The sequence below is a fragment of the Halovenus anhuiensis genome, from assembly GCF_037080055.1.
Lineage (GTDB): Archaea > Halobacteriota > Halobacteria > Halobacteriales > Haloarculaceae > Halovenus.
Map to the genome: position 1 here is coordinate 166,615 of NZ_JBAOJI010000003.1, position 20,517 is coordinate 187,131.

The 20,517-nt window shown below is 62.8% G+C and carries 21 protein-coding genes and 1 pseudogene; 7 read left to right on the forward strand and 15 right to left on the reverse strand.

The window, feature by feature from the left end; genetic code table 11:
* Positions 1-178 precede the first annotated feature (178 nt).
* Positions 179-973 carry an enoyl-CoA hydratase/isomerase family protein gene (locus V8P86_RS09600; protein WP_336327045.1) on the forward strand — a complete coding sequence of 265 codons (795 nt, stop codon included), beginning with the start codon at positions 179-181 and terminating at the stop codon, positions 971-973.
* Between the two features lies 1 nt (position 974).
* On the opposite strand, the gene V8P86_RS09605 is transcribed toward V8P86_RS09600, so the two are convergent.
* From V8P86_RS09605 to V8P86_RS09620, 4 genes and pseudogenes are all read right to left on the reverse strand, one after another.
* The gene (locus V8P86_RS09605) at positions 975-2,099 is read right to left on the reverse strand and encodes an ABC transporter ATP-binding protein (RefSeq protein WP_336327046.1); all 1,125 of its coding nucleotides are present in this window, start codon (positions 2,097-2,099) and stop codon (positions 975-977) included.
* Complete coding sequence (locus V8P86_RS09610) at positions 2,096-2,908, reverse strand: ABC transporter permease (RefSeq protein ID WP_336327047.1); 813 nt, start codon at positions 2,906-2,908, stop codon at positions 2,096-2,098. The genes V8P86_RS09605 and V8P86_RS09610 overlap by 4 nt, the downstream gene beginning before the upstream one ends.
* Positions 2,905-3,849, reverse strand: a complete 945-nt coding sequence (locus tag V8P86_RS09615; protein ID WP_336327048.1) for an extracellular solute-binding protein — start codon at positions 3,847-3,849, stop codon at positions 2,905-2,907. The genes V8P86_RS09610 and V8P86_RS09615 overlap by 4 nt, the downstream gene beginning before the upstream one ends.
* A gap of 261 nt (positions 3,850-4,110) precedes the next feature.
* Positions 4,111-4,395: pseudogene (locus tag V8P86_RS09620) on the reverse strand (DUF5789 family protein); the annotation flags it as partial.
* 100 nt (positions 4,396-4,495) lie between these two features.
* Here V8P86_RS09620 and V8P86_RS09625 point away from each other — a divergent pair.
* From V8P86_RS09625 to V8P86_RS09635, 3 genes are read left to right on the forward strand one after another with little or no spacing between them, the layout of a single operon-like run.
* Positions 4,496-5,329, forward strand: a complete 834-nt coding sequence (locus tag V8P86_RS09625; RefSeq protein ID WP_336327049.1) for a cell division protein CdpA domain-containing protein — start codon at positions 4,496-4,498, stop codon at positions 5,327-5,329.
* A gap of 54 nt (positions 5,330-5,383) precedes the next feature.
* Entirely contained in the window at positions 5,384-5,704 is a 321-nt protein-coding gene (locus V8P86_RS09630; RefSeq protein WP_336327050.1) for a transcription factor S, read from the forward strand.
* Between the two features lie 7 nt (positions 5,705-5,711).
* A complete protein-coding gene (locus V8P86_RS09635; protein WP_336327051.1) occupies positions 5,712-6,350 on the forward strand; it encodes a DUF6517 family protein in 639 nt (212 codons plus the stop codon).
* On the opposite strand, the gene V8P86_RS09640 is transcribed toward V8P86_RS09635, so the two are convergent.
* The 7 genes from V8P86_RS09640 to pyrB all read right to left on the reverse strand — a co-directional run bounded on the left by V8P86_RS09640 (position 6,347) and on the right by pyrB (position 12,523).
* Positions 6,347-7,078 carry a methyltransferase domain-containing protein gene (locus V8P86_RS09640; RefSeq protein ID WP_336327052.1) on the reverse strand — a complete coding sequence of 244 codons (732 nt, stop codon included), beginning with the start codon at positions 7,076-7,078 and terminating at the stop codon, positions 6,347-6,349. The two genes, V8P86_RS09635 and V8P86_RS09640, sit on opposite strands and share 4 nt — an antisense overlap.
* Positions 7,079-7,080: 2 nt before the next feature.
* Positions 7,081-7,464, reverse strand: coding sequence for a nascent polypeptide-associated complex protein (locus V8P86_RS09645; RefSeq protein ID WP_336327053.1), 384 nt, complete (start codon positions 7,462-7,464; stop codon positions 7,081-7,083).
* Positions 7,465-7,559: 95 nt separating this feature from the next.
* Complete coding sequence (locus V8P86_RS09650; protein ID WP_336327054.1) at positions 7,560-8,720, reverse strand: acyl-CoA dehydrogenase family protein; 1,161 nt, start codon at positions 8,718-8,720, stop codon at positions 7,560-7,562.
* 67 nt (positions 8,721-8,787) lie between these two features.
* Positions 8,788-9,966, reverse strand: coding sequence for a hypothetical protein (locus V8P86_RS09655; RefSeq protein ID WP_336327055.1), 1,179 nt, complete (start codon positions 9,964-9,966; stop codon positions 8,788-8,790).
* 27 nt (positions 9,967-9,993) lie between these two features.
* Positions 9,994-11,094: an ATP-binding protein gene (locus tag V8P86_RS09660; RefSeq protein WP_336327056.1), complete on the reverse strand. Its 1,101-nt coding sequence runs from the start codon at positions 11,092-11,094 to the stop codon at positions 9,994-9,996.
* Positions 11,095-11,153: 59 nt separating this feature from the next.
* A complete protein-coding gene (gene pyrI / locus V8P86_RS09665) occupies positions 11,154-11,612 on the reverse strand; it encodes an aspartate carbamoyltransferase regulatory subunit (RefSeq protein WP_336327057.1) in 459 nt (152 codons plus the stop codon).
* A complete protein-coding gene (gene pyrB, locus V8P86_RS09670; protein ID WP_336327058.1) occupies positions 11,609-12,523 on the reverse strand; it encodes an aspartate carbamoyltransferase in 915 nt (304 codons plus the stop codon). Before pyrB ends, pyrI begins: the two co-directional genes overlap by 4 nt.
* Before the next feature lie 153 nt (positions 12,524-12,676).
* On the opposite strand from pyrB, the gene V8P86_RS09675 reads away from it, so the two are divergent.
* On the forward strand, positions 12,677-13,309 hold the full coding sequence (locus V8P86_RS09675; protein WP_336327059.1) for an HAD family hydrolase: 633 nt from the start codon (positions 12,677-12,679) through the stop codon (positions 13,307-13,309).
* Between the two features lie 18 nt (positions 13,310-13,327).
* Here V8P86_RS09675 and V8P86_RS09680 read toward each other — a convergent pair whose 3' ends face one another.
* Complete coding sequence (locus V8P86_RS09680; protein ID WP_336327060.1) at positions 13,328-14,815, reverse strand: FAD-binding protein; 1,488 nt, start codon at positions 14,813-14,815, stop codon at positions 13,328-13,330.
* 101 nt (positions 14,816-14,916) lie between these two features.
* Here V8P86_RS09680 and V8P86_RS09685 point away from each other — a divergent pair, with 101 nt between their 5' ends.
* Positions 14,917-15,870 (forward strand): ribose 1,5-bisphosphate isomerase, encoded by a 954-nt coding sequence (locus V8P86_RS09685; protein ID WP_336327061.1) that lies wholly within the window; start codon positions 14,917-14,919, stop codon positions 15,868-15,870.
* Positions 15,867-16,730, forward strand: coding sequence for an ATP-dependent ribose-1-phosphate kinase (locus V8P86_RS09690; RefSeq protein ID WP_336327062.1), 864 nt, complete (start codon positions 15,867-15,869; stop codon positions 16,728-16,730). The genes V8P86_RS09685 and V8P86_RS09690 overlap by 4 nt, the downstream gene beginning before the upstream one ends.
* Here V8P86_RS09690 and V8P86_RS09695 read toward each other — a convergent pair whose 3' ends face one another.
* The 3 genes from V8P86_RS09695 to V8P86_RS09705 all read right to left on the reverse strand — a co-directional run bounded on the left by V8P86_RS09695 (position 16,731) and on the right by V8P86_RS09705 (position 20,493).
* Positions 16,731-17,750 (reverse strand): phosphotransferase family protein, encoded by a 1,020-nt coding sequence (locus V8P86_RS09695; protein ID WP_336327063.1) that lies wholly within the window; start codon positions 17,748-17,750, stop codon positions 16,731-16,733.
* A 74-nt stretch (positions 17,751-17,824) separates the two neighbouring features.
* On the reverse strand, positions 17,825-19,075 hold the full coding sequence (rbcL, locus tag V8P86_RS09700; RefSeq protein ID WP_336327064.1) for a type III ribulose-bisphosphate carboxylase: 1,251 nt from the start codon (positions 19,073-19,075) through the stop codon (positions 17,825-17,827).
* A gap of 41 nt (positions 19,076-19,116) precedes the next feature.
* Positions 19,117-20,493 (reverse strand): hypothetical protein, encoded by a 1,377-nt coding sequence (locus tag V8P86_RS09705; RefSeq protein WP_336327065.1) that lies wholly within the window; start codon positions 20,491-20,493, stop codon positions 19,117-19,119.
* Positions 20,494-20,517: the final 24 nt, after the last annotated feature.

Sequence of the window (20,517 nt, forward strand, 5' to 3'; positions counted from 1 at the left end):
TGCAGTTCTCAGGGCTGAGAACTCAACTCTGAGAGCTCACGCTCTGGGATCCGATCACTCCGGTCAGACAGTCGATTCCCTCTCTGTCGGATCGCCTGCAAATTCTGAACGATGGAAATGAACGGCCCGGGTGAAAGGGGAAACTGTTACCTATCAGGCCCGAGATGATGACAAGCGTATGAGTGACGAATCGGTCCTACTCGACATCGAAGACGGCATCGCAACTATCACGCTTAACGAACCGGATCGGCGCAACGCGCTCTCGCAATCCATCGAATCGGGGATGCTCGACGCGCTGGACGAAATCGACGACAGTGACGCCAGCGTCGTCGTCATCGAGGGTAGCGGCGGGTCGTTCTGTGCAGGCGGTGACATCGACCGGATGCTCGAAGGGCTCACGGGAGACATTCCGCTCGACGACCGCGCCAAGGAACTCGAAGAGGGGACGCCCGAAACACTGACGCGAATCTACGAATACCACCTCCCGACGATCGCCAAAATCGACGGTCCTGCCGTCGGTGCCGGCGGGAATCTCGCAATCGCCTGTGACATCCAGGTCGCCAGCGACGACGCTAGTTTCGGCTTCGTCTTCCGTCAGGTTGGCCTGAGTGTCGACGCGGGAACATCTTTCCTCCTGCCGCGACTCGTCGGTCTGAACGTCGCCAAAGAACTCGTCTTCACGGGCGACATCTTCGGCGCCGAGCGCGCCAAAGAGATCGGACTGGTCAACCACGTCTACGACTCCGAGGAAATCGACGAGAAGGTCGACGAACTCGCCGCGAAAATCGCCTCGGGCCCGGACGTGGCTTTCCGACACACCAAACGCCTACTCAACGAAGGCTTCGAGAAATCCATCGAACAGGCGATGACCGACGAAGCCGTCGCACAGGGTATCGTCTTCCAGACCGACGACCACCACGAGGGCGTCGAGGCCTTCATGGAGGGTCGTGACCCCGAGTTCCAGGGCGAATAACTCACTTCAACCGGAGTTCCGGTTTCGGTTTCAGCGAGCGCTCGACCGCCCAGTGGTCGAGTCGCTGCCCATTACCGCTGAATACAGACAGCGAATCGGCAGCGGCCTGTACGCGGACGGAATCGCCGACCGACGGCGGTGAGTCGGTCCCTTCTACGACGACGGAATCGCCGCGGTCGAGTTCGACGGTCACGTCGTATCGCCGTCCGAGGTCGTCGACCGACTCCACACGGCCGGGCAACGACACGGCCGCTCTATCGTCCTCCTGTGGGCTGATCGTGAGGTCCCGCGGTCGCAGTTGACAGATAACCGCATCGGGGACGCCTCCCGCCTTTTCGATACTGATCCGTCGCATCTCGGCTCCGAGTTCGACCGCGGGCGTGTGTCGGCCCGTCACCTCGGCGGTGATCGTGTTCGACCGGCCCAGAAACTCCGCGACGAATCGATTCGGCGGCCGTTCGTACAGTTCGCGGGGCTCCCCGACGGCGGAGACGGTCCCGCCGTTCATCACCACGAGCCGATCGGCAAGCGCCATCGCTTCCTCCTGGTCGTGGGTGACGAACAGCGTCGTCACGCCCGTCTCCGACTGAATCCGCGCGATTTCGTCCTGTAACTGTTTGCGGAGCCGTCGGTCCAGTGCCGACAGCGGTTCGTCGAGCAAGAGCAGATCCGGTTCTGGCGCGAGCGCGCGGGCGAGTTCGACCCGCCGTTTCTGCCCGCCGCTCAGGTTGCCGGGCGAGGCGTCGGCCTGCTCCCCGAGTGCGACCAACGTCAGGTACTCCTGGACTCGCTGCTCGCGCTGGTCAGCCTCGATTCCTGCCGGCCTTAGCCCGTAGGCGACGTTTTCGGCGACGGTCATATGCGGGAACAGCGTCGGCTCCTGAAAGACGAGTCCCACGTCTCGGCTCTCGGGTGGACTCTCGGTCACGTCCGCACCGCGGAGACGAACTTCACCCTCCGACGGCTGGAGATGGCCCGCAATCGCCTGTACGAGTGTGGTCTTCCCGCAGCCACTCGGGCCGAGCAGGGCAACCAGTTCACCCTGTTCGACACCGAATGAGATATCTTCGACGGCCGGGTCATCGTCGTCGTACCGGTGTGAGAGAGCATCGAGTTCGAGGATCATCTGTCGATCACCGTTGGAACGCGTCCGAGTCGCTGGATGCTCGCCACGACGAGCAACGTGATCGCGAGTAGCGCGAGCGCGAGTGGAATGATTTCGTCGATGCCGCCGGTGATGAACTCCACCCACAGGCGGGTGGGCATCGTTCGGGGATTGTACGCGACCATCATCGTCGCGCCGAACTCCCCGATAGCCCGGGCGAAGGTCAGGACGACGCCAGCGACGATTGCCCCGCGAGCCATCGGTAGCGAGACGTTCCAGAAGGTCCGCAGTGGGCCGTACCCCAGCGAGCGCGAGGCTCGTTCGAGCCGTTCGTCGATGGCACCGAAGCCCGCCCGTGCGGTGATGATGACGAACGGAGCGGCGACGAACACCTGTGCGAGAATCACGCCGAGCAGGCTGTTGGTGAGCGCAATTCCCACCGTTTCGGCGGCCGATCCCAGCGGCGTGAACTGGCCGACGGCGGTCAACAACATCGCACCGCCGACGACCGGCGGCAACACCAGCGGCAGGATGACCACTGCCTCGACGACTCGCTTGCCGGGAAACGAGCGCCGCGCGAGCACGTACGCGAGCGGGACGCCAAAGACCGTCGCGATGGCCGTCGAGACTGGAGCCGTGAGCAGTGAGTTGCGGATCGCTTCCTGCGTCCCCGGCGTCGACAGTCCCGCCAGTACGTTCGCGGTCCCGGTCCGGGAGAGGAAGGCGACGAACGGGAGCAGGAAGTAGACGAGCAACACACCGCCGAGCACGGCGGGGACGAGCAGTTCCCGGCCGGATTCGCCGGAGCCGAGTCGACCGACGTAACTCATACGGTGATCCCCTCCGGAGTCGACCCGCGTACGGCCGGCAGCGGGTCGTTGACGGTTAGTCCGGCGTCGCTCAGCATCTGGGGATTGTCCGCGAGAAATTGGACAAGATCCCGACCGAGTTCTGGTGAATCTGCCTCCGAGTGAACCGTGGCATTGTACAGAATCGGGCGGCCCTCGATCGTATGGTTCTCCTCGTCAGTGGTGTAGGAAACTGTCCCGTAGTGGCTCGCCAGCGATGGCTCCGCGAAGTTGTACGCCGGGGGGAATTCGTAAAACGGAACATCGTGGTCGATGGCCATATTCCGGTAGACGATCGCTGCCGCGCTGGATCCCGTCTCGATGCCGGCCATGATCTGTGGCTCTTCGGGCTCTCTGTACGCCGAGTCGAGCATCTTCTCGCGGAAACCGTCGAGACCGTGTTCGCGCTCGGCCAACTCGAACGCCTGTACCGCGCGGTAGCCGAGCGGATCCAGATCCGGATCGGCAATTGCCAGTTCCCCGTCGTCGAGTTCACTCAGTAGATCGTACCACTGCTCCGTGCCGGCGTCGAGTGCCGACCCGACATCGGTCTCGGTGCTGTACCCGATACCTAGCGAATTGGTCGCAAATTCTACGTCCCAGTCGGGCGAAAGTCGCTCTCGCAGCAGCGTCGCGTCGGCACTGACGATTACGTCCGGGAGTGCCGTCTGGTCTTTGACCATCCGGATGAGCGCGTTCGTCCCGAAGTACTCGCCACGCAGGTCGGCCCCCGTCTCAGACTCGAAGGCTGGGCCGACGTGGTCCTCGAAGGTCGTCGCCAGACTTCCCGCCGAGAGTACGTGTACGGATTCACCGCCGACGCCCAGACAACCAGCCACGCCTGCACCGACGACAGCCCCCGCAGTCGCAAGCACGTCCCGCCGACTCCGGGCCGACCTGTTGACCTCGATGGGACTCTCCATCACGGTAACATTCCGTCGCGTCGTATAAAAAACCAGTATCGATTACCGACCCCTTGGAACGCAGGGCTGGCATCCCTCGATCAGCGTCTACTCGTTCTCTTCGTCCGCTGGTGCATCTTCGTCCGTCGTTGACTCTGGTGTCTCTTCTGCCGTGGTTGCGTCCTCGGCATCGGTCTCCCCGTCGGTCTGTTCGGCTGCGTCCTCGCCAGCATCTTCAGCCGGTTCGGTATCCTCGTCTTCGGCCGATTCGACTGCTTGTTCGTCCGATTCGGTGGAGACTGGCCCGTCTCCGATCACCGCACCGAGTGCGGCCTCGAACTCCTGGCGGGTGGCAAAATACTGCTTGTCGACGTCGTCGAGCAAATCGCCGAGTTCCCGTGGGCCTTCGGGGGTCCGGATCACGGTGTCCCCCTCGCGTTCGCGGACCACGCTCTGTTCGATCCCCCACATGAGGCGTGCCGTGACGCGGGCGAGCGGTGCTCCCTCGACGGCCCGCTCGGTCCCGAGCGTCACCGCTGGCTCTTCGCTGTCCTCGTCGTCTGTCATATCCGACAGTTCAGGTGCACAGCGATTATGACTTTCGGCTCGTGTTCGTCTGACGGCCGTCTGACGGGTAGTTTTGTAGGTGCTCAAACAACACGAGGATATGACCAGCCTCTCGGACGTTTACGAGGGCGGCATCAACACCGTCGCCGACCCCCGCCAGCGCCGCCTCGGGATGGCGCTGTTCGCTGTGGGCGCGGCGATGGTCGTCGGGTCGATTCCGATTGCGACGACCGACCTGTCGACAGTGTTCGGACTCGATGTGTACGCCGCCCGGGAGGTCGCTGGCGTCCTCGCCGGCCTCGGTATCCCCGCTGTCTTCGTCGGCCTGTTCGTCGTCCTCCCAGCCAGTGATCGTGCCCGCGCCGCCGCGGCAGTGGGCGCGAGTCTGGCTATCCTCGGCGTGTTGCTCTTCCAGCAGGCCTACCCCTACCGCTGGTTGGCCAACGACCCGCAGGTTGCGCTGGCGACGACGGCCATCTACGCCTTCGGGACGCTGCTGACGCTGTGGGCGCTGTTCATCAGCGTCGCGACGTTCAACCGCCGCATCGACCCCGGCGGAACCGCCCGAATCGCAATCACCGAGGAAGGAAACGTCCGCGTCATCTCCTCTGGCGGTTCAGAGGGCGGCGCTGGCAGCGTCGGTCTGTTCGGCCGCGAGCCAGACGGCTCCGTGCCGACACAGACCAACGCAACCGATGGCGGGACGACCCCCGAACCGGCCAGCGACGGGAGTGGTGCCGTCACTGACGACGCGCTCGTTGACGACGAGATTTTCGAGGCGACTCAACAGCGTGGGATGCCCGACGAGTACTGTGGCAACTGCAAGCACTTCAAATACGTCCGGCTGGACGGCGAACTCGTTCCATACTGCGGGCTCCACGAGGATCTGATGGACGACATGGACGCTTGCGAGCAGTGGGAAGAGAATGCGTGACCCGGATCGCAAAAAACCAGTCTTTTATATGATCTCCGTGGCATATCCGGTGACATGGAATTCTGTGACGAATGCGGCTCTATGATGAAAACCGAGAACGGCTCGTGGGTCTGCGGTAGCTGTGGCTACGAGAAGGTCCGCGACGAGAACAAAGAAGAAGGAATGGTCACCACGTCGGGTCAAGAAGAGACCGAAGTCGTCGACGTGAGCGATGTCGAGGACCAGGGCCGGCCGACGACGACCGCGCAGTGTCCCGAGTGTGACAACGACCAGGCCTACTGGTACATGCAGCAGATCCGTGCGGCCGACGAGAGCGAGACGCGGTTTTTCGTCTGTACCGAGTGTGAACACAAGTGGCGGGAAGACGACCACTGACTGTTGAATGACGACAGACGGGCCGGAGCTACCAGTTCCCGAAACGATGCTCGACGAGAAAGGCTTTGCCCTCGCCGAGCGTCGCACGGAGACGCTGTTCGAGTTGGCTGCGGTCCGCATCGAGGGAATCACACGACGGCACGAAGACGACCACTCACGTGAGGCGCTGCGGGACGCCACCGGCGGAGCAATCGATCATCCAGTTCGATTTTTGGCGGTCACACAACTGCAGTTCAAACCCGCCTTGCCGCCCGGCGTCTCGCTGTCGATGTTCGCCTCGACCATTCGCTCTGAGGCCCGCTCGTCGTTCGAGTCACAACTCGAAGACCGGGGCCTGACGAACGTCGAACGCGGGTCGTCGAACCGGCTTCGACTCGACGGCGGCAGCCGTGTTCGGGTCCGAGAGTTCACCGCGGAGGATCCACTGCCGGACGCGGACGGACACTCGCTCGAACTCGAATTCCGGCTGGCTGTACTCACTCACCGCGGAACGGCGCTAGTCGTCACGGCCGGGTTCCCGGTCGCTGCGCTCGCCGACCAGTTCGATCTGCCGAACCCGCCTGCTCCGCTCACCAGAACGGCCGAAGAATACGACTCGGCGTTCACCGACCTTCTCGACGGGATCTATGCAGAACTGACCGATTAGACCGGATTCCGCGCGAAGGTCAGATAGCCGGTGTGGCCGACGCCGGCCGTCGACGGTCGCGTACCGCGGTCGCCGACATCCATCTCTCGCTGGATCGTCTCTAAACTCTCGACTTCTTCGAGTCCCGCCTCCCGGGCAGTCTCGACAACCTCGCTGGTCGCCTCGACGAACGGCGAGTACACCGCGAGAAATCCGCCGGGCGCGAGCAGTTCGGGCGCGCGCGCGACAACTGTCGGCGCGTCCGCCGTATCGAGCGTCACTAAGTCGAACGCTGATCCGGTCAACTCGTCGATTTCTTCGGTCACGTCGCCGGCCCGAACTTCGACCGCGTCGGCGACGGAGCCGAGTTCCATGTTCTCGCGGGCAACCTCGGCAAACTCCGGGTCCTGTTCGTAGCTGAGGACCTCAGCGCCGGCCCGTCCGAGTGATGCGGCCAGCACGCCCGTTCCCGTCCCGGCGTCGAGGACGTGGTCGCCCTGTTTGACCCCCGTGTGGCCCATGACGAGACCGATATCTCGGGGCATCATCGGTGCGCCGGTCCGCTCGAAGTGATGAAAGAGATCAGGACCGCGGAGTTCCCGGGCGACGAACTCTGTCCCGAGATGTGTCTCGACGGTCTCACCGGCCGCAACGCCCTCGGGAACTTCGAGAATCCCGAGATCGGATTCGAGTGTCTCGCCCGGTTCGAGCAGGTACTCTCGGCCCTCGCCGACGAAGAGATACGCCACTCTTACTCCGAGAGGTGCTCGATTGCGTCAAGCGGCATTCCGTCGGTCGCTTCGAGCGCTTCTCGGGCCTCGTCTTCGCTCACACCGGCACGGTCTGCGACCGTCTCGATGTCTTCCTGTGGGATCTCGTCGTCGTCAGATCCTGCGTCGGCATCTCCCGAGGAGAGTTCGCTGGCCTCCTCCGTCCGGGGACTGCCGACGATGTTGTACGTCTCCTGGCCCTGTGCGTCCATCTTCTGGACATCGGGACTGTCGAAGACGAGTGTCTCGTCGGCTGTTTTGATGATCACTTCTTCGGCATCGAGTTCGTCGATGTCGATGCCCATCTGTTTCATCATCTGCTGCATCTTGCGTGAGTCGAGTCCGCCGCCGCCTCCTCCAAACATACCTCCCTCTTCTCACCACGCAATAAAAAGATCTGCGTTGCTGACTCGCTGTCCTGCCGTCGAAAAAATCGCGTCGGATGGTGGCGCTCCTGCGGTTAGGTCATGCCCTTGTCCTGCAGCTCGCGGGCGATGATGTTCTTCTGGATCTCGGTGGTGCCCTCGTAGATCTGGGTGATCTTCGCGTCGCGGTAGAACCGCTCGACGTCGAAGTCGTCGACGTAGCCGGCACCGCCGTGGATCTGCAGCGCCTCGTTGGCCACATCGACGGCCACGCGGGAGCCGTACTCTTTGGCCATCGACGCCAGCTGAGTGAGGTTCGTGTCGGCGTCGTTCTCGACAGCCCACGCGGACTTGTGCGTCAGCAGGCGTGCGGCCTCGATTTTGGTGAACATATCCGAGAGCTTGTGCTGGATAGCCTGGAACTCGCCGATCGGCTGACCGAACTGCTCGCGCTCGTCGGCGTACTCCAGTGCGCGCTCTGCGGCACCGCGGGCGATACCGACACCCTGTGCGGCGACACCGGTCCGCGTCTCGTCGAAGAACTGCATCTGCTGGAGGAAGCCAGCGCCGCGGGTGCCGACGAGATTCTCTTCGGGCACGCGCACGTCGTCGAAGATGAGTTCGGCCGTGTCGGAGGCACGAATCCCCATCTTGCCGGTGATTTTGTCGGCATCGAAGCCGTCGCGGTCGGTCTCGATGATTATCTGGGAGAAGCCGTTGTATCGGCCGGCGGCGTCGGGGTCGGTCTCACAGAGCGCAACGACGAAGTCGGCGACAGTTCCGTTGGTGATCCACATCTTGTTGCCGTTGATGACGAACTCGTCGCCGTCTTTCTCGGCAGTCGTCGAGATCGAAGAAACGTCAGAGCCAGCGTGGGGTTCGCTGATTGCCGCGCCAGAAATCTTCTCACCGCGAGCGACGGGTTCGAGGTACTCTTCTTTCTGTTCCTCGGTCCCGAACTCCATGATGTTCTCCGTTCCGAAGGATGTCGACATCACGCAGAGTGCGATACCGGGGTCGGCAGCAAATAGCTCCTCGGCGATCATCATGTTCTCTGTCGTCGAGTAGCCCGCACCACCGTATTCCACGGGGATCTGAGAGCCGGTCAGGCCCATCTTGACCGCCTCGTCGACAACATCGTGAGGATACTTCTCCTCGCGGTCGTACTCCGAAGCGTTCGGCTTGATCTCGTTCTCAGCGAACTTCCGCACCTCTTCCCGGATCTGTTTTTGCTCTTCGGTAAGTCCAAACTCCATACCCCCCCATTCGTTCTGAAGTATATAGATGTTGTGTCACAATCGCACGTTTCCAGCAGCCATCTTGCTACCGCTCTGCAATGACTGTTGCAACGACGACCAAGTGAATGACACCGCCGCCGGCCGCAAGGACCTGCCCGAGCGTCGTGACCACTGGGAGGCCGCCGAGAGTCCCACCGACCTCGACGAGCAACCCGCCACCGAGAAGTCCGAGCGCGAGATAGGCCGTCGGGTCGTCGACCAGTGGCTGGGAACTCACGCCGGGCGGGTAGAACTGGTAGCTGACGCCGACGATCGTGAGTCCGAGCAGTCCGAGGAGGTTGAGGCGTGCGTGCGCGGCGACTCTCGCGGCCGTGACGCCGTCAAACGCGAATAGCAGACCGATCACCACAGCCAACAGGCCTGCGCCGGCAGCGGCGACGACGCCGTACAGACCGACTCGTCGCCGACCTGAACGCGTGAACAGCAGTCCGATTGCCACAGCGTAGCCGGTCACCGCCGTCGCTTGTAATACCGCTCCGACGACGAACAGTCCGCCGGCCGGGAGTGAGAACGCGATCACCGCCGGGCCGACCGCGCCGGCTGTGAGTACGACAAGCGCGAGCGGGCGCTCGACGCTTGTGACGAAAAACCGCGGAAGCAATCGGAAGCCGATTGTAAAGATCAACAACAGCCCACCGCCCGCGGCGAGTAGGTGGGCGGTTCGCGGCGGATAGCCGTCGAACACCGTCGGGAGGCCCGTCTCGGCGGCGAGCAATCCGTAGGAGCCGACCAGCAGATACCCCAGCACGACGGGAAGAAACCGGTTCGCAGTCCGGTCGAGCGCCTCCCGGTGTCCGGAGGCGTCGCCGGTTCCCGTCTCGGAGCCCAAGGGGTTGTCACGGATCGTCGCGCCGATGGTTCCGACGAAAAGCAAAACAGCGAGTAGCCACGTCGCTGCGCCTGCAATCCGGAGCGTCGGCGTCGCGGTTTCGATACCGACGGCGAGCAACGCTGGTCCGAGGCCCGCGGTGAGGAGATGGACCGGCATCAGTCGGGTCGTCGCGAGCGAACGGTCGAAGTAACTCGGCACCAGCGAGTACCCCTTCCCGAAGACGGTCCCGAAGACGAAGCCAAGTAAGCCGATCACCACCTCTGTCCGGTGGCTGACACCGGCGAGGACGGCGATTTGCCAGACGGCGAACCAGCCGGCTCCGGCGAGGACGAACCGTCGCGCCCAGCGGGAGATCCGCTCTGCAGTAGTCACGGCCGAATCCGACGACTGCCGACCTGTTCAGTCTTCCCCCGGACATCTTCCCCGGGGAGTCAGGCAGCCCTCTTCGCCAGGTGTCACTTCTTCGGCCGTCGCGCTCTCTCCGTCGTGGGTGGTCTTGCGCTCGCGAATTTGCGCCGCGTGAACGGTCTCGGTGGCGTCGTCGATGATGATAGCTTCGCCGGTTTGAGTCGGCATCTGCTCCTCGATGGATTCGTTCATGTACGTCGGCTGAGCGAGTTTCAGCGCATCGACATCGGACTGTGCAGTCAGTCGATGGGCGAGGAGAATATCCGACTGTGACACCCCGACATCGGAGACTGCACCCGGCCGCTGTGTTGCCAGCACAGTGCTCACACCGGGCGCGCGTCCGCGGGTGAGAATCGTCTCCAGTGCGGACTGTGCCACCCCCTGAAAAAAGGTGTGCGCTTCGTCGACCAACAGCCATGGCACACGTTTGATTGCCTCGTTGACTCGGGCCTGATACAGCGACTCGGCGACAGCGCGAGCCACGGCATTCATCGGCTCGTCTGCCAGCCCCGACAGGTCGAGAACGGATACCTCCGGGCCTGCCAACCGCTGGGCATCCAGCCCCTGCGCTGCGTCGAAGATGCCCCAGCGCTCGGCCATCCCGAGGTGGTTGATCGCCGCGCGCCTGTCCGCTCTGTCGGCGTCTGTCTCTCGGATCTGCTCGCGCATTCCATCGAGCGTGGACGCTCGTTGTGCGGCCTGCCAGATCAGCGCGCCGGCAGCATCAGTCGGGGAGAAACCGATCAGTGCACACCACGACCGCGGGTCCAGCGAATCCGGTGTGACTGTCGGTCGAGTCCAGAAATCCGCGGGTATGTCGGTAGCGGTCTCCTGCCCGAATCCCTCGAATGCGCCCATCGGATCGAGGACAACGGGGGCGATGGCGTCGGTTCTGGCGAGTTCTTCGGCGACGACACCGAGCGTGTAGGACTTGCCGTAGCCGCGTTTGCCCACGATCAGCATCGCGTGTGGGCTGTTCAGATCGAGATACAGCGATGCGCCCCGACTGCCGTCGAGGGCACGGTAGGTGCCGAGTTCTCCGACCGGTTTCGGGCCGAGTTCCTCACGGCCGCGTCCGATGATGAAAGGCACGGCCTGGTGTGGCTCCCGTTCGTTTATAAATCTCCGGTAACCGGAGAGACAGAAACGACTCAGACCTTGATGTGATCGGCGATATCCTCGCGGATGATCGAATCACAGTAGACACAGCGGACGCCGTCGTCGAGCACCTCGAACTGTGTGCCGATGGGTTCGTTTTCGTTCGTGATGCAGTGGGTGTTCGGGCATTCGAGGACACCGGTGACTTCGTCGGGGCGCTCGACGCGGTGTTTCTCGACGACATCGTAGCCGCGGATGATGTTGATCGTCGCGGCGGGAGCGATCAGCGAGAGCACGTCCAGTTCCGACTGGCTCAACTCTCGATCCTCGACTTTGACCACGTCCTTTTGGCCGAGTCGGTCCGACGGGACGTTCATTCCGATGGAGACGGCCTCGCCGCGGGTGCCGTCGATGCCGAGAATCGCGAGGACGTTCAGTGCCTGTCCGCCGGTGATGTGATCGATCACAGTGCCGTTTTCGATTTTGCTGACGCGGAGTTCCTGTTCGGTCATTGTTCACCTCCGAGCAGAAGATCGAGCAGTGCCATCCGCACCGGGACGCCGTTGTGGGCCTGCTCGAAGTACGTCGCGTACTCGGTGTCGTCGATGTCGTGGGCGATTTCGTCGACGCGGGGCAACGGATGCATCACCGTCAGCGAGTCCTGCGCGGCTTCCAGCGTCTCCGAATCAATCTGGTACTCGCCGGCCACCTCGCGGTACTCGCTTTCGTCGGGGAATCGCTCCTTCTGAATACGCGTCACGTACAGCACGTCGAGCGACGGGAGAATCTCTTCCAGTTCGGTGTGCTCTTTGATCGACGAACCCTGTTCGTGGAGGTCGTAGCGGACGTTGCGGGGCAGTTTCAGGCTCTCCGGGCTGATGAAATGCTGACGAGTCTCGAAGTTCGTCAGCGCGTAGGCCAGCGAGTGGACCGTCCGGCCGTATTTCAGATCGCCCATGATACCGATCGTGAGGTCGTCGAGACCGGCGTTTTCCTGGATCGTATAGAGATCGAGCAGTGTCTGTGTCGGGTGCTGGCCGGCCCCGTCGCCGCCGTTGATCAGCGGTACATCGACGAACTCGCTGGCCATCTGTGCCGATCCCTCGCTCGGATGACGAAGCACGATCGCATCGGCGTACCCTTCGACGACTCGGACCGTGTCGGCCAGGCTCTCGCCTTTCTGGACGCTGGAGGAATCGACCGGCCCCATGTCGACGATGTCGCCCCCGAGGCGTTTGATCGCCGCGGAGAAACTCATTTTCGTCCGGGTGCTCGGCTCGAAGAACATCAGGCCGAGCAGCGCTCCGTCGTGGCGGTCGGCGACGGCCGCGGGGTCGGCCGCGATCTCGCTCGCGCGGTCCAGTACCGCTTCGATATCGCCCCGTGAGAGCTGTTTGGCACTCGTAATGTGGTCGTGACGCATCGGTCGGATTGGGGACCCGGACCCTCTTGAATCCCCCGAACCGTTCTGACCGACACTCCTCCAGCGGACCGATGGCGTCTGAGTCCCCCGTTTTCTCTGTCGACAATCGCCCAGAACGCTCTTATAATTACGATGCCTACGTGTTATTCCCAGATGAGCAGAGGTTCGTACGATTTCTGGCTGCTCGATCTCGACGGGACGCTGATCGATGTCGAGCAGCAGTATATTTACGACGTGATGAACACCGTCGGACAGCGGTTCGGTGTCAGTTTCAGCGAGTGGGAGGCGGAGATGCTGTGGTACGGCCCCAGCCAGTCCCGAGCGACGATCATGGACCGCCACGACATCGATCCCCAGCCGTTCTGGGATACCTTCCACGAGGTCGAACAGCCCCAGGTTCGCGCGTCTGCGTCACATCTCTATCCCGACACGGAGCAGTTCGTCCAATCGATCGATCGGCCGCTCGGGGTCGTTACCCACTGTCAGGAGTACCTTACCGGGCCGGTGCTCGACCAACTCGACATCCGCGACTGGTTCGACACGGTCGTCTGCTGTTCGGACGAAACCGGCTGGAAACCCGATCCGACGCCGGTCGAACTCGCGATGGACGACCTCGGCGTCGACGGCGGCCGCGGCGCACTCGTCGGTGACGATCCCAGCGATGTCGGTGCCGCGTGGAACGCCGGCCTCACCGGGATCCACATCGAGCGCCGGGATCCCGACCGCGTCGGACAGTGTGTTCGCGGCGACCAGCGAATTCGCTCGTTGACCGAGTTAGACGCCTAAGTCGGCTCCAGACCGCTCTCAGTACTTCTGCTCGCTCGACGGAATATCCAGCGCGTCGTAGAAGGAGCTATCGACACGATTGCGCCGCGAGAGCCAGTTTTCGTAGGTCCCTCGGTCCTCGGGATAACTCGCATACACCTCTTCGTACGAGCGGACGTACTCACGCGTCTCGATAACGCCCGTGACAGACTCGTACAGTTCCTCTTTGGTCACGCCGAGTTGCTCGAAAGTTCCGGAGCGATACTCCGAGATAAGGTTTTTCAGGATGCCGGCGCCGACTAGCGCCTTGGACGTGAGGTCGGCGACGTTCGTCTCTGTGCCGACGATATCCCGGATCTCGTCTTCGGGAAGCAGCGCCGCGACGGCTCGGAGAATGTTCACGTCGATGGTGCTGCCCGCGACATTGTAGGCGTCCCGGGAGGCGAGCATCGCCGCTTCGCCGTGTTCCCGGTAGAGCCAGCGGTTGTGCTCCCAGAGGCCGTACTCCGTGAGATCACTATCCTCGACTGCTTGGGCGGCCGCGCGGCCAGCCGAGTACCCCGAGAAGGCCGCGCCGCGGATTCCCTTGCCCGTAATCGGATGGGTCGTTCCGGCAGCGCCGCCGGCGGCGAGATAACCGGGCGCGACCATCGAGTCCAGCGGTCGGCGCAGAGCGATCGCGGCCCCGAGTTTGTCCTCCTTGTCGAACATCTCGGCGACGTTTGCGCCCTGATACTCGGGGCGGTTCTGAATATCTTTTTTCAGTCGATCAACCAGCGGAATCGGCTCTTTGTTCATCTGGAAACCGAGGCCGACGTTGATCTCAGTCGGCGACCGGGGGAAATACCAGATGTAGCCCATCTCTTCGAGTGGTTTGCCGACGATGGCGTTCTCGTACTCGACGGGTTCTGGCGTCTCGATGATCTCCCGGTAGGCCGACCCGAAGTGGGTGTAGTGGGGTTGCTCGAAGGTTGGCGTCCCGGGCGTATCGAGTGCCTCGAAGTCGATCATCTCCTGAATGATCGACTGTGCGCCGGCGGTGTCGATCAGGACATCGGCTTCGTAGGTGACTGGTTCGCCCTCTCGAATCGCTTCGACGCCGGTGACACGACCGTTCTGGGTCACGTCGTTGACGACCGTATCGTAGTGCTGGTCGACACCGAAGTCGGCGGTCTGCTCCAGCAGACGCTGGCCGAACTCGTAGCGGTCGATGACGTTGCTGTTGTCCTCGTAGGGGAGCACCTTCCGCACGCCGAGTTCCTCGTCACGCCACTCGATCTGATCGATATTGCCGTTGATCAGCACGTCCTCGTCGTCCGCAATCGCGTCCATATCGATCGGACCGGGGTACTTTTTCGAATTTCGGGGCGCTTTCATCGCGTCCCCGCAGGCGATATACCCGCCCTGCTCGCGTGGCTTCCGTTCGAGCTGGACGACATCTGCACCATCGGCCGCCGCGGTTGCCGCTGCGAACGAGCCCGCGACGCCACCACCAACGACGATTATCTCGTATGTTTCGCTCGCCATGACCTGTTACCCTCTCTATGGAAATTGCGAATGTAACTCTTTGGGGTTTCAGTCGCGTCTCTGGCCCGGTCGCTTTTGTCGCCGCGCCGAATATTTCCGCTATGAGCAGTCGAATTCACCCGGATGTCGAGGTGACCGCCGAACGGATCGCCTCGATGGAGACGCGGGGGGCAGCGGCCATCGCCGGAGCGGCCGCGGAGGCGCTGGCCAGTCAGGCGGCAGATAGCGAGGCCGAGACGCCCGACGCGTTCCGTCGCGAACTGCGCACCGCGGCCCGACGACTCGTCGATACCCGTCCGACCGCAGTCAGCCTCCCCAACGCAGTCCGCTACATCTTCGAGCGTATCGAGGGCGATACTGTCACAGAACTCCGCCGGAGTACGGTGGCCGGCGCAGAGGCATTTCAGACACAACTGGAAACCGCACAGGACGACCTCGGCGCAATCGGTGCGAACCGACTCCGAGACGGCGATACTATCCTCACACACTGCCATTCGACGGACGCGCTGGCCTGTGTCGAGGCGGCCCGCGAACAGGGGAAATCGCTCTCGGCCATCGTCAAGGAGACTCGCCCACGCAAGCAGGGCCACATTACGGCCAAACGCCTCCGGGAACTCGACGTGCCGGTGACGCTGATCGTCGACGGGGCTGCGGGAAGATATCTCGACGACGCCGATCACGTCCTCGTCGGGGCGGACTCGATTACCGCCGACGGCTCTGTCGTCAACAAGATTGGGACTCGCTCGCTCGCCGTTAACGCGCGCGAACGCGACACGGCAATCGTCGTCGCCTCACAGACGCTGAAACTCGATCCGGCGACGCTATCCGGCCACACTGTCGAAATCGAGCGCCGCGACGAATCAGAAGTGATCGGCGACGAGGAACGCGAAGAAATGGGCGATATCGACGTGGCGAATCCGGCTTTCGATGTAACGCCGCCACGGTACGTCGACGCTATCGTGACCGAGCGCGGTCAGTTCCCGCCCGAGAGTATCGTCACGCTCATGCGCGAACTGTTCGGCGAGGGCCACGAGACGCCGTGGACGGAGCAATGAACCGGGTCGTCTGCGCCGGCCACGTCAACTGGGATGTGACGCTGCACGTCGACGCGCTCCCGGATCCCGACGGCGAGGCGGCGATCACTCACCAGTCACAGGCCGGCGGCGGCAGTGCCTCGAACACAGCGTGTGCGCTGGCGGGACTCGGCGTCGAGGTTCCGCTGCTCGGCAGCATCGGTTCCGACCGCTACGGCACGCTGGTCACCGAAGAACTCCAGACCGTTGGCGTCGACTGCGATCCACTCGTCTCCGTCAGCGGCGAGACCACGGTCAAGTACATCGTCGTGGACGACGACGGGGAGGTGTTCGTGCTCGCAAACGAGGGCGTCAACGAGGCCTACGAGGCCGACGATCTCCCGACCGAGACGCTCGCCGAGGCTGACCGACTCCATCTCACGAGTCAGGATCCCGCGACAGCGATGGATCTCCAGCAGCGTGCCAAACGGCGGTCGATTCCCGTGAGCTTCGATCCGGGCCGTAGACTCGGTTCGCGCGCGTTTGGAGACCTCATTCAGGATGTCGACCTGCTCTTTCTCAACGAACGCGAGGCCGACGAGGTGGTGGATCTGCTCGAGGGTCGACAGTCACCGACCGTAATCAAACGCGGGGATGGTGGTGCAGTCTTTCGAGATGAATCCCGGACAATCAGCCACGAGGGATTCGACGTGACCGCGCGGGACACGGCCGGTGCTGGCGATGCGTTCGCGGCGGGCTTTCTCGCAGCGAGGCTTCGCGGCCGCTCAGTTCGGGAGGCGCTCGCGACCGCAAACAGTTGCGGTGCGCTCGCAGTTCAGTCAAGCGGTGCGCGCGTCGACCTCTCCTGGGCGGCGGTCGAACGCTACTGCCAGACCCACTGATCAGAACTCTGGGAGTCGTGTGGCGAGTTGGTCGAACTGCTGGCGAAACCGGACCTCGGCACGACCCTGTGCCAGTTCGCCTGCCTCTGCGAAGGCGGCCTCGAATCCGAGCATCCGCCACAGAAGTGTCGCGAAGTAGTAGACAGCTCGTCGGTCGTCGAAGCCCTCCGGCGGGTCGAAATCCAGATACTCGCGGTACCCATCGTACAACTGTTCACGCAGCAGATCTCGTGTCTCGGCGTTCTGAAAGGCGGGATCGATGAATAGAAACTCTGTTCGGGCGATGTGATACTCGGCGTCGGCCGCCAGTGCGAACTGCCAGTCGAGGACGGCCGTAATCGGATCCGCGTCGTCGGCGTCGAACAGCATATTCGCCGGCCGGAAATCGTCGTGGACGAGTCGTGGCGGGCCGGTACTCTCGATACAGTCGACGGATTGGTCCAGATACGCCCGCGCGTCCTCCTGTAAATCGGTGAAGGGGGTGTCTGCCAACCGATCGATGTACGATTCGACCAGGTCGGTGAAAAATGCCTGCCAGTCCCAGGAAAATTCGTCGACGATCAGCCGTTCGTCGTCGTCGTTCAGCGCGAGGCGACCGAAGCCCTCGAATCCGACGTTGGCGTGCATGTCTCCCAGCGTTCGTCCCGCGTGTTCGATCACTCGCTGGCGCGTTTGTCGGTCGAGTTCCCCCATGGACTCCGCGAGGTTGTCCCCGCGGATCCGTTCGGTGACGAAGTACGGATCGATATCGAGGTCGGGGTTCTGCTCGAAGACGAGAATCCGCGGGACGGGCACGTCGGTCCGGTCGGCGACGTACTCGTGGAGGTACGGTTCGAGCGCGAAATCGGGATCTCCAGCCTGAAACTTGATGACGACTTCGTAGTTCTCGCCGCCGACGGTCAGCGTGACCATGAACACTTCCCCTTGATGACCGGCGGTCGGCCGCTCGAAGGAGAACGAATCGTAATCTGGGCCGGATTCGTCGAGGACTGCTTCAATATCACGCTCGGGACTCGACACAGCACCCGGTTCGGTGTACCCGACAAAAAACCTATCTGTCTGCCCTCGTGGTTCGCAACTCTCCCTCGATACGACTACCGCGGCGTCCCAGTCCCCCATTTGTCGACTGCCGTCGCCAGTTCCGGGCAGTCGGCACCGGCGGCTTCGAGACTGCGTCCTTCGACTCCGGCTTCGACGGCCGCTCGGAGCGCGCGCGCACCGGCACGAGTCCCGTCGGGGTGGCCGTGAATCCCGCCGCCGGCCTGTACCATGATCTCGGTTCCGAGCCGGTCGAGTAGTTCGGGCACCAGCCCCGGATGCAACCCTCCCGATGCGACCGGGAGCACATCCCGAAGGCCGTGGCAATCGCCCCGCAGCCACTCGTTGATTCCGACGGTGTCCTCGTTTTCGAGTTTCCCGAGATCTGCCGTTCCCGTATGGATGTGATCGACCCCACAGAGGCGGGCGATCTGTGCGATGACACGCATCGAGACGCCGTGGGAGGGCACGCGGTCGAAGGCGGCGTGCATCGCCCGGTGGGCGTGGATCGCGAGGTCGTGGTGTTCACACCGCTGGCGTACTTGCTGGACCGCCGCCCAGCCGGTCGTCACGACATCGACCATGACGAACTCACAGCCGTGTTCGGCGGCCATATCGACCCGCTCGAGCATCTCTGCGCCGGGCGCGGTGACGTTCAGCAAGTAACTCTTCGATTCGCCGGTCTCGCTTTCAGCGTCGTCGCGGCGCGCGAGACTCTCGATCAAGCGGTCCTCGAAGGGGTTGAACGACTGATCGGTGAGGTTTTCGTCGTCTTTCAACAGGTCGACGCCGCCGACCCACGCCTCGTAGCCCACCTCGGCGTGCTGATCGGTCGATAGCCCGACCTTCGGCTTCGGGACCGTCGCGAGCGCCGGGCGATCACCGGCGTCGAGAAGTTCCGATCTAACCGCGCTCCCGTACTGCGGGCCGGGAAACTCCTCGACGATGGGAGCGGGCCACTCACAGTCCAGCAGTCGAATCCGGTCGACAGCCTTCATCCCCATGATATTCCCGGCGATACAGGAGAGAATCTGTGGCATGCTTCCCGGCTCGAACAGTGCCTCTGGATAGGCGACCTCGATTTCTCCACGGTCTTCGTCGATGTGATACGCGACCGCGGAGAGATCCGTAATCGAGCCGTCGACAGTGAGTTCGGCCCACGTGCCGTTCGAGCTCTCGCTGGCCACCCGACCCGCGGCATCCGCCCAGCTCATATCTGCGGCCGGTTCGATCGAAAACCGACAACAGAGGTCCGACTCGTGCGGTTCGTACTCCCTGTCGAGGAAGTCTTCGTAACTGATCCCCATACCGACTCTTCGGGGGAAGGGCCAATAAAATGGGCCGCCGTTCAGGACGGCCAGTATCTGAGGAGGACGGCGGCGTCGGTCGTCTCCGCTCGCCAGACGAGCCAGATCTGTGTCTCGGGATCGACGGTCTCCTCACTCGTGAATTCGTCGCCTGCTTCGACCGGCCCCTCCCACGATTCGCGCTGAACGCTCCCATCGTGAACGTACCGTACGCCAAGATCCTCAACGGCATCGCCGCCATCGTGGGTGATCTGCACCTGGTCCGCAGACTCGTCCGTCCCGAATACGGCCCGCGGGGTCGGCGTCCTGCCCAGTTCTCCCGGAGGAATCCGGTTGAAGAGGTTCTGATATCCCGGCACCGGCAGCGCTGTGTTGAGCATGGCCTGATCGGGAAGTTCATCCAGCGTTGCGCGGGCACTGAGTGTCGCCTCGCTGGTCGAAAGTTCCCAGCGGTCCGTCGGAACTGTGTCTGTCTCTGAAGCCTCGAAGGCCGCTTCGAGTCGATTCTGCGATATCAGCCCCGATTCCAGATACGTGATCGCCCGCTGTAGTGCCGGATTCGATTCTATGGTCGCACTGAGTCCGCCGCCGACCACGCCATCGATTACGTCGTCGAATGCTGCCGTTCCGGTATCGGCCCCCTGTGGGATCAACGCGTATCCCGTGCCCGCCCGGATCGGTCCATCGTCGAGTTGCTGGACGGTATCGGCAAAGGCCGGTGCAGTGTTGGCAATTGGTGCGTCGGTACGTTCGAGTTGATCTAATTCGAGCGCAAGTGCTTCTCTGGCTGCTTCCTCGTTCGTGTCGTATCTGTCCGTCCGTCCTGTTACCTCTGATCGACTGACGATTATCACTCGTCCGTCCCGAAGTGCCCACGTCTCGAATCCTCTGCCCTCTTTCGTCTCTGCCAGATACCGCTCCCAGGAATCGTCGGACGAGATAGACTGGTACCCGTCTACCGAGTCGAGCCAGTCGACAAATGGCTCGGCGTCGAACTCCCCTGTGGCGTGGATTGTCTGTCCGCTTGGAATTGGCTCGGCGAGTGCTCCGCCACTCGATAGTGCGGCGTAGTTGCTCCCGGTAACGCGGTTAAACTCTGCTATCGGGATCTCAATGTTCTCCTCGGTGGCGCTGAGGAATTGCCCACCCAACAATGGTACTGTCTCGACTGGATCTAGCCTCTCCCGAATCTCTGCGAGACGGTACTGATAGCCGCTGAAAAACGCTGGAGGGATCTGAAACGACGGGTCAGCAACTCCGGTGAGCAGTTCGTCGTCTGTGTCTAATCCTGCAGGCGGGAATATGTCCGGTCCCGGCTCTTCGGAGTCCTCTGACGAGGGTAGTATACCGGAACAGCCAGCAAGTCCGAAAAAAGCGGCGCTCCCACCGACCCCGGTGAGAAATCTGCGTCGATTCATTATTCGCTTGCTTTACAGCAGTTT

What these genes read in the sequence shown, in the direction of transcription:
- V8P86_RS09600 (WP_336327045.1), top strand. Translation starts at nt 179, where the DNA reads ATGAGTGACGAATCGGTCCTACTCGACATCGAAGACGGCATCGCAACT.
- V8P86_RS09605 (WP_336327046.1), bottom strand. Translation starts at nt 2,099, where the DNA reads ATGATCCTCGAACTCGATGCTCTCTCACACCGGTACGACGACGATGAC.
- V8P86_RS09610 (WP_336327047.1), bottom strand. Translation starts at nt 2,908, where the DNA reads ATGAGTTACGTCGGTCGACTCGGCTCCGGCGAATCCGGCCGGGAACTG.
- V8P86_RS09615 (WP_336327048.1), bottom strand. Translation starts at nt 3,849, where the DNA reads ATGGAGAGTCCCATCGAGGTCAACAGGTCGGCCCGGAGTCGGCGGGAC.
- V8P86_RS09625 (WP_336327049.1), top strand. Translation starts at nt 4,496, where the DNA reads ATGACCAGCCTCTCGGACGTTTACGAGGGCGGCATCAACACCGTCGCC.
- V8P86_RS09630 (WP_336327050.1), top strand. Translation starts at nt 5,384, where the DNA reads ATGGAATTCTGTGACGAATGCGGCTCTATGATGAAAACCGAGAACGGC.
- V8P86_RS09635 (WP_336327051.1), top strand. Translation starts at nt 5,712, where the DNA reads ATGACGACAGACGGGCCGGAGCTACCAGTTCCCGAAACGATGCTCGAC.
- V8P86_RS09645 (WP_336327053.1), bottom strand. Translation starts at nt 7,464, where the DNA reads ATGTTTGGAGGAGGCGGCGGCGGACTCGACTCACGCAAGATGCAGCAG.
- V8P86_RS09650 (WP_336327054.1), bottom strand. Translation starts at nt 8,720, where the DNA reads ATGGAGTTTGGACTTACCGAAGAGCAAAAACAGATCCGGGAAGAGGTG.
- pyrI (WP_336327057.1), bottom strand. Translation starts at nt 11,612, where the DNA reads ATGACCGAACAGGAACTCCGCGTCAGCAAAATCGAAAACGGCACTGTG.
- pyrB (WP_336327058.1), bottom strand. Translation starts at nt 12,523, where the DNA reads ATGCGTCACGACCACATTACGAGTGCCAAACAGCTCTCACGGGGCGAT.
- V8P86_RS09675 (WP_336327059.1), top strand. Translation starts at nt 12,677, where the DNA reads ATGAGCAGAGGTTCGTACGATTTCTGGCTGCTCGATCTCGACGGGACG.
- V8P86_RS09680 (WP_336327060.1), bottom strand. Translation starts at nt 14,815, where the DNA reads ATGGCGAGCGAAACATACGAGATAATCGTCGTTGGTGGTGGCGTCGCG.
- V8P86_RS09685 (WP_336327061.1), top strand. Translation starts at nt 14,917, where the DNA reads ATGAGCAGTCGAATTCACCCGGATGTCGAGGTGACCGCCGAACGGATC.
- V8P86_RS09690 (WP_336327062.1), top strand. Translation starts at nt 15,867, where the DNA reads ATGAACCGGGTCGTCTGCGCCGGCCACGTCAACTGGGATGTGACGCTG.
- rbcL (WP_336327064.1), bottom strand. Translation starts at nt 19,075, where the DNA reads ATGGGGATCAGTTACGAAGACTTCCTCGACAGGGAGTACGAACCGCAC.
- V8P86_RS09705 (WP_336327065.1), bottom strand. Translation starts at nt 20,493, where the DNA reads ATGAATCGACGCAGATTTCTCACCGGGGTCGGTGGGAGCGCCGCTTTT.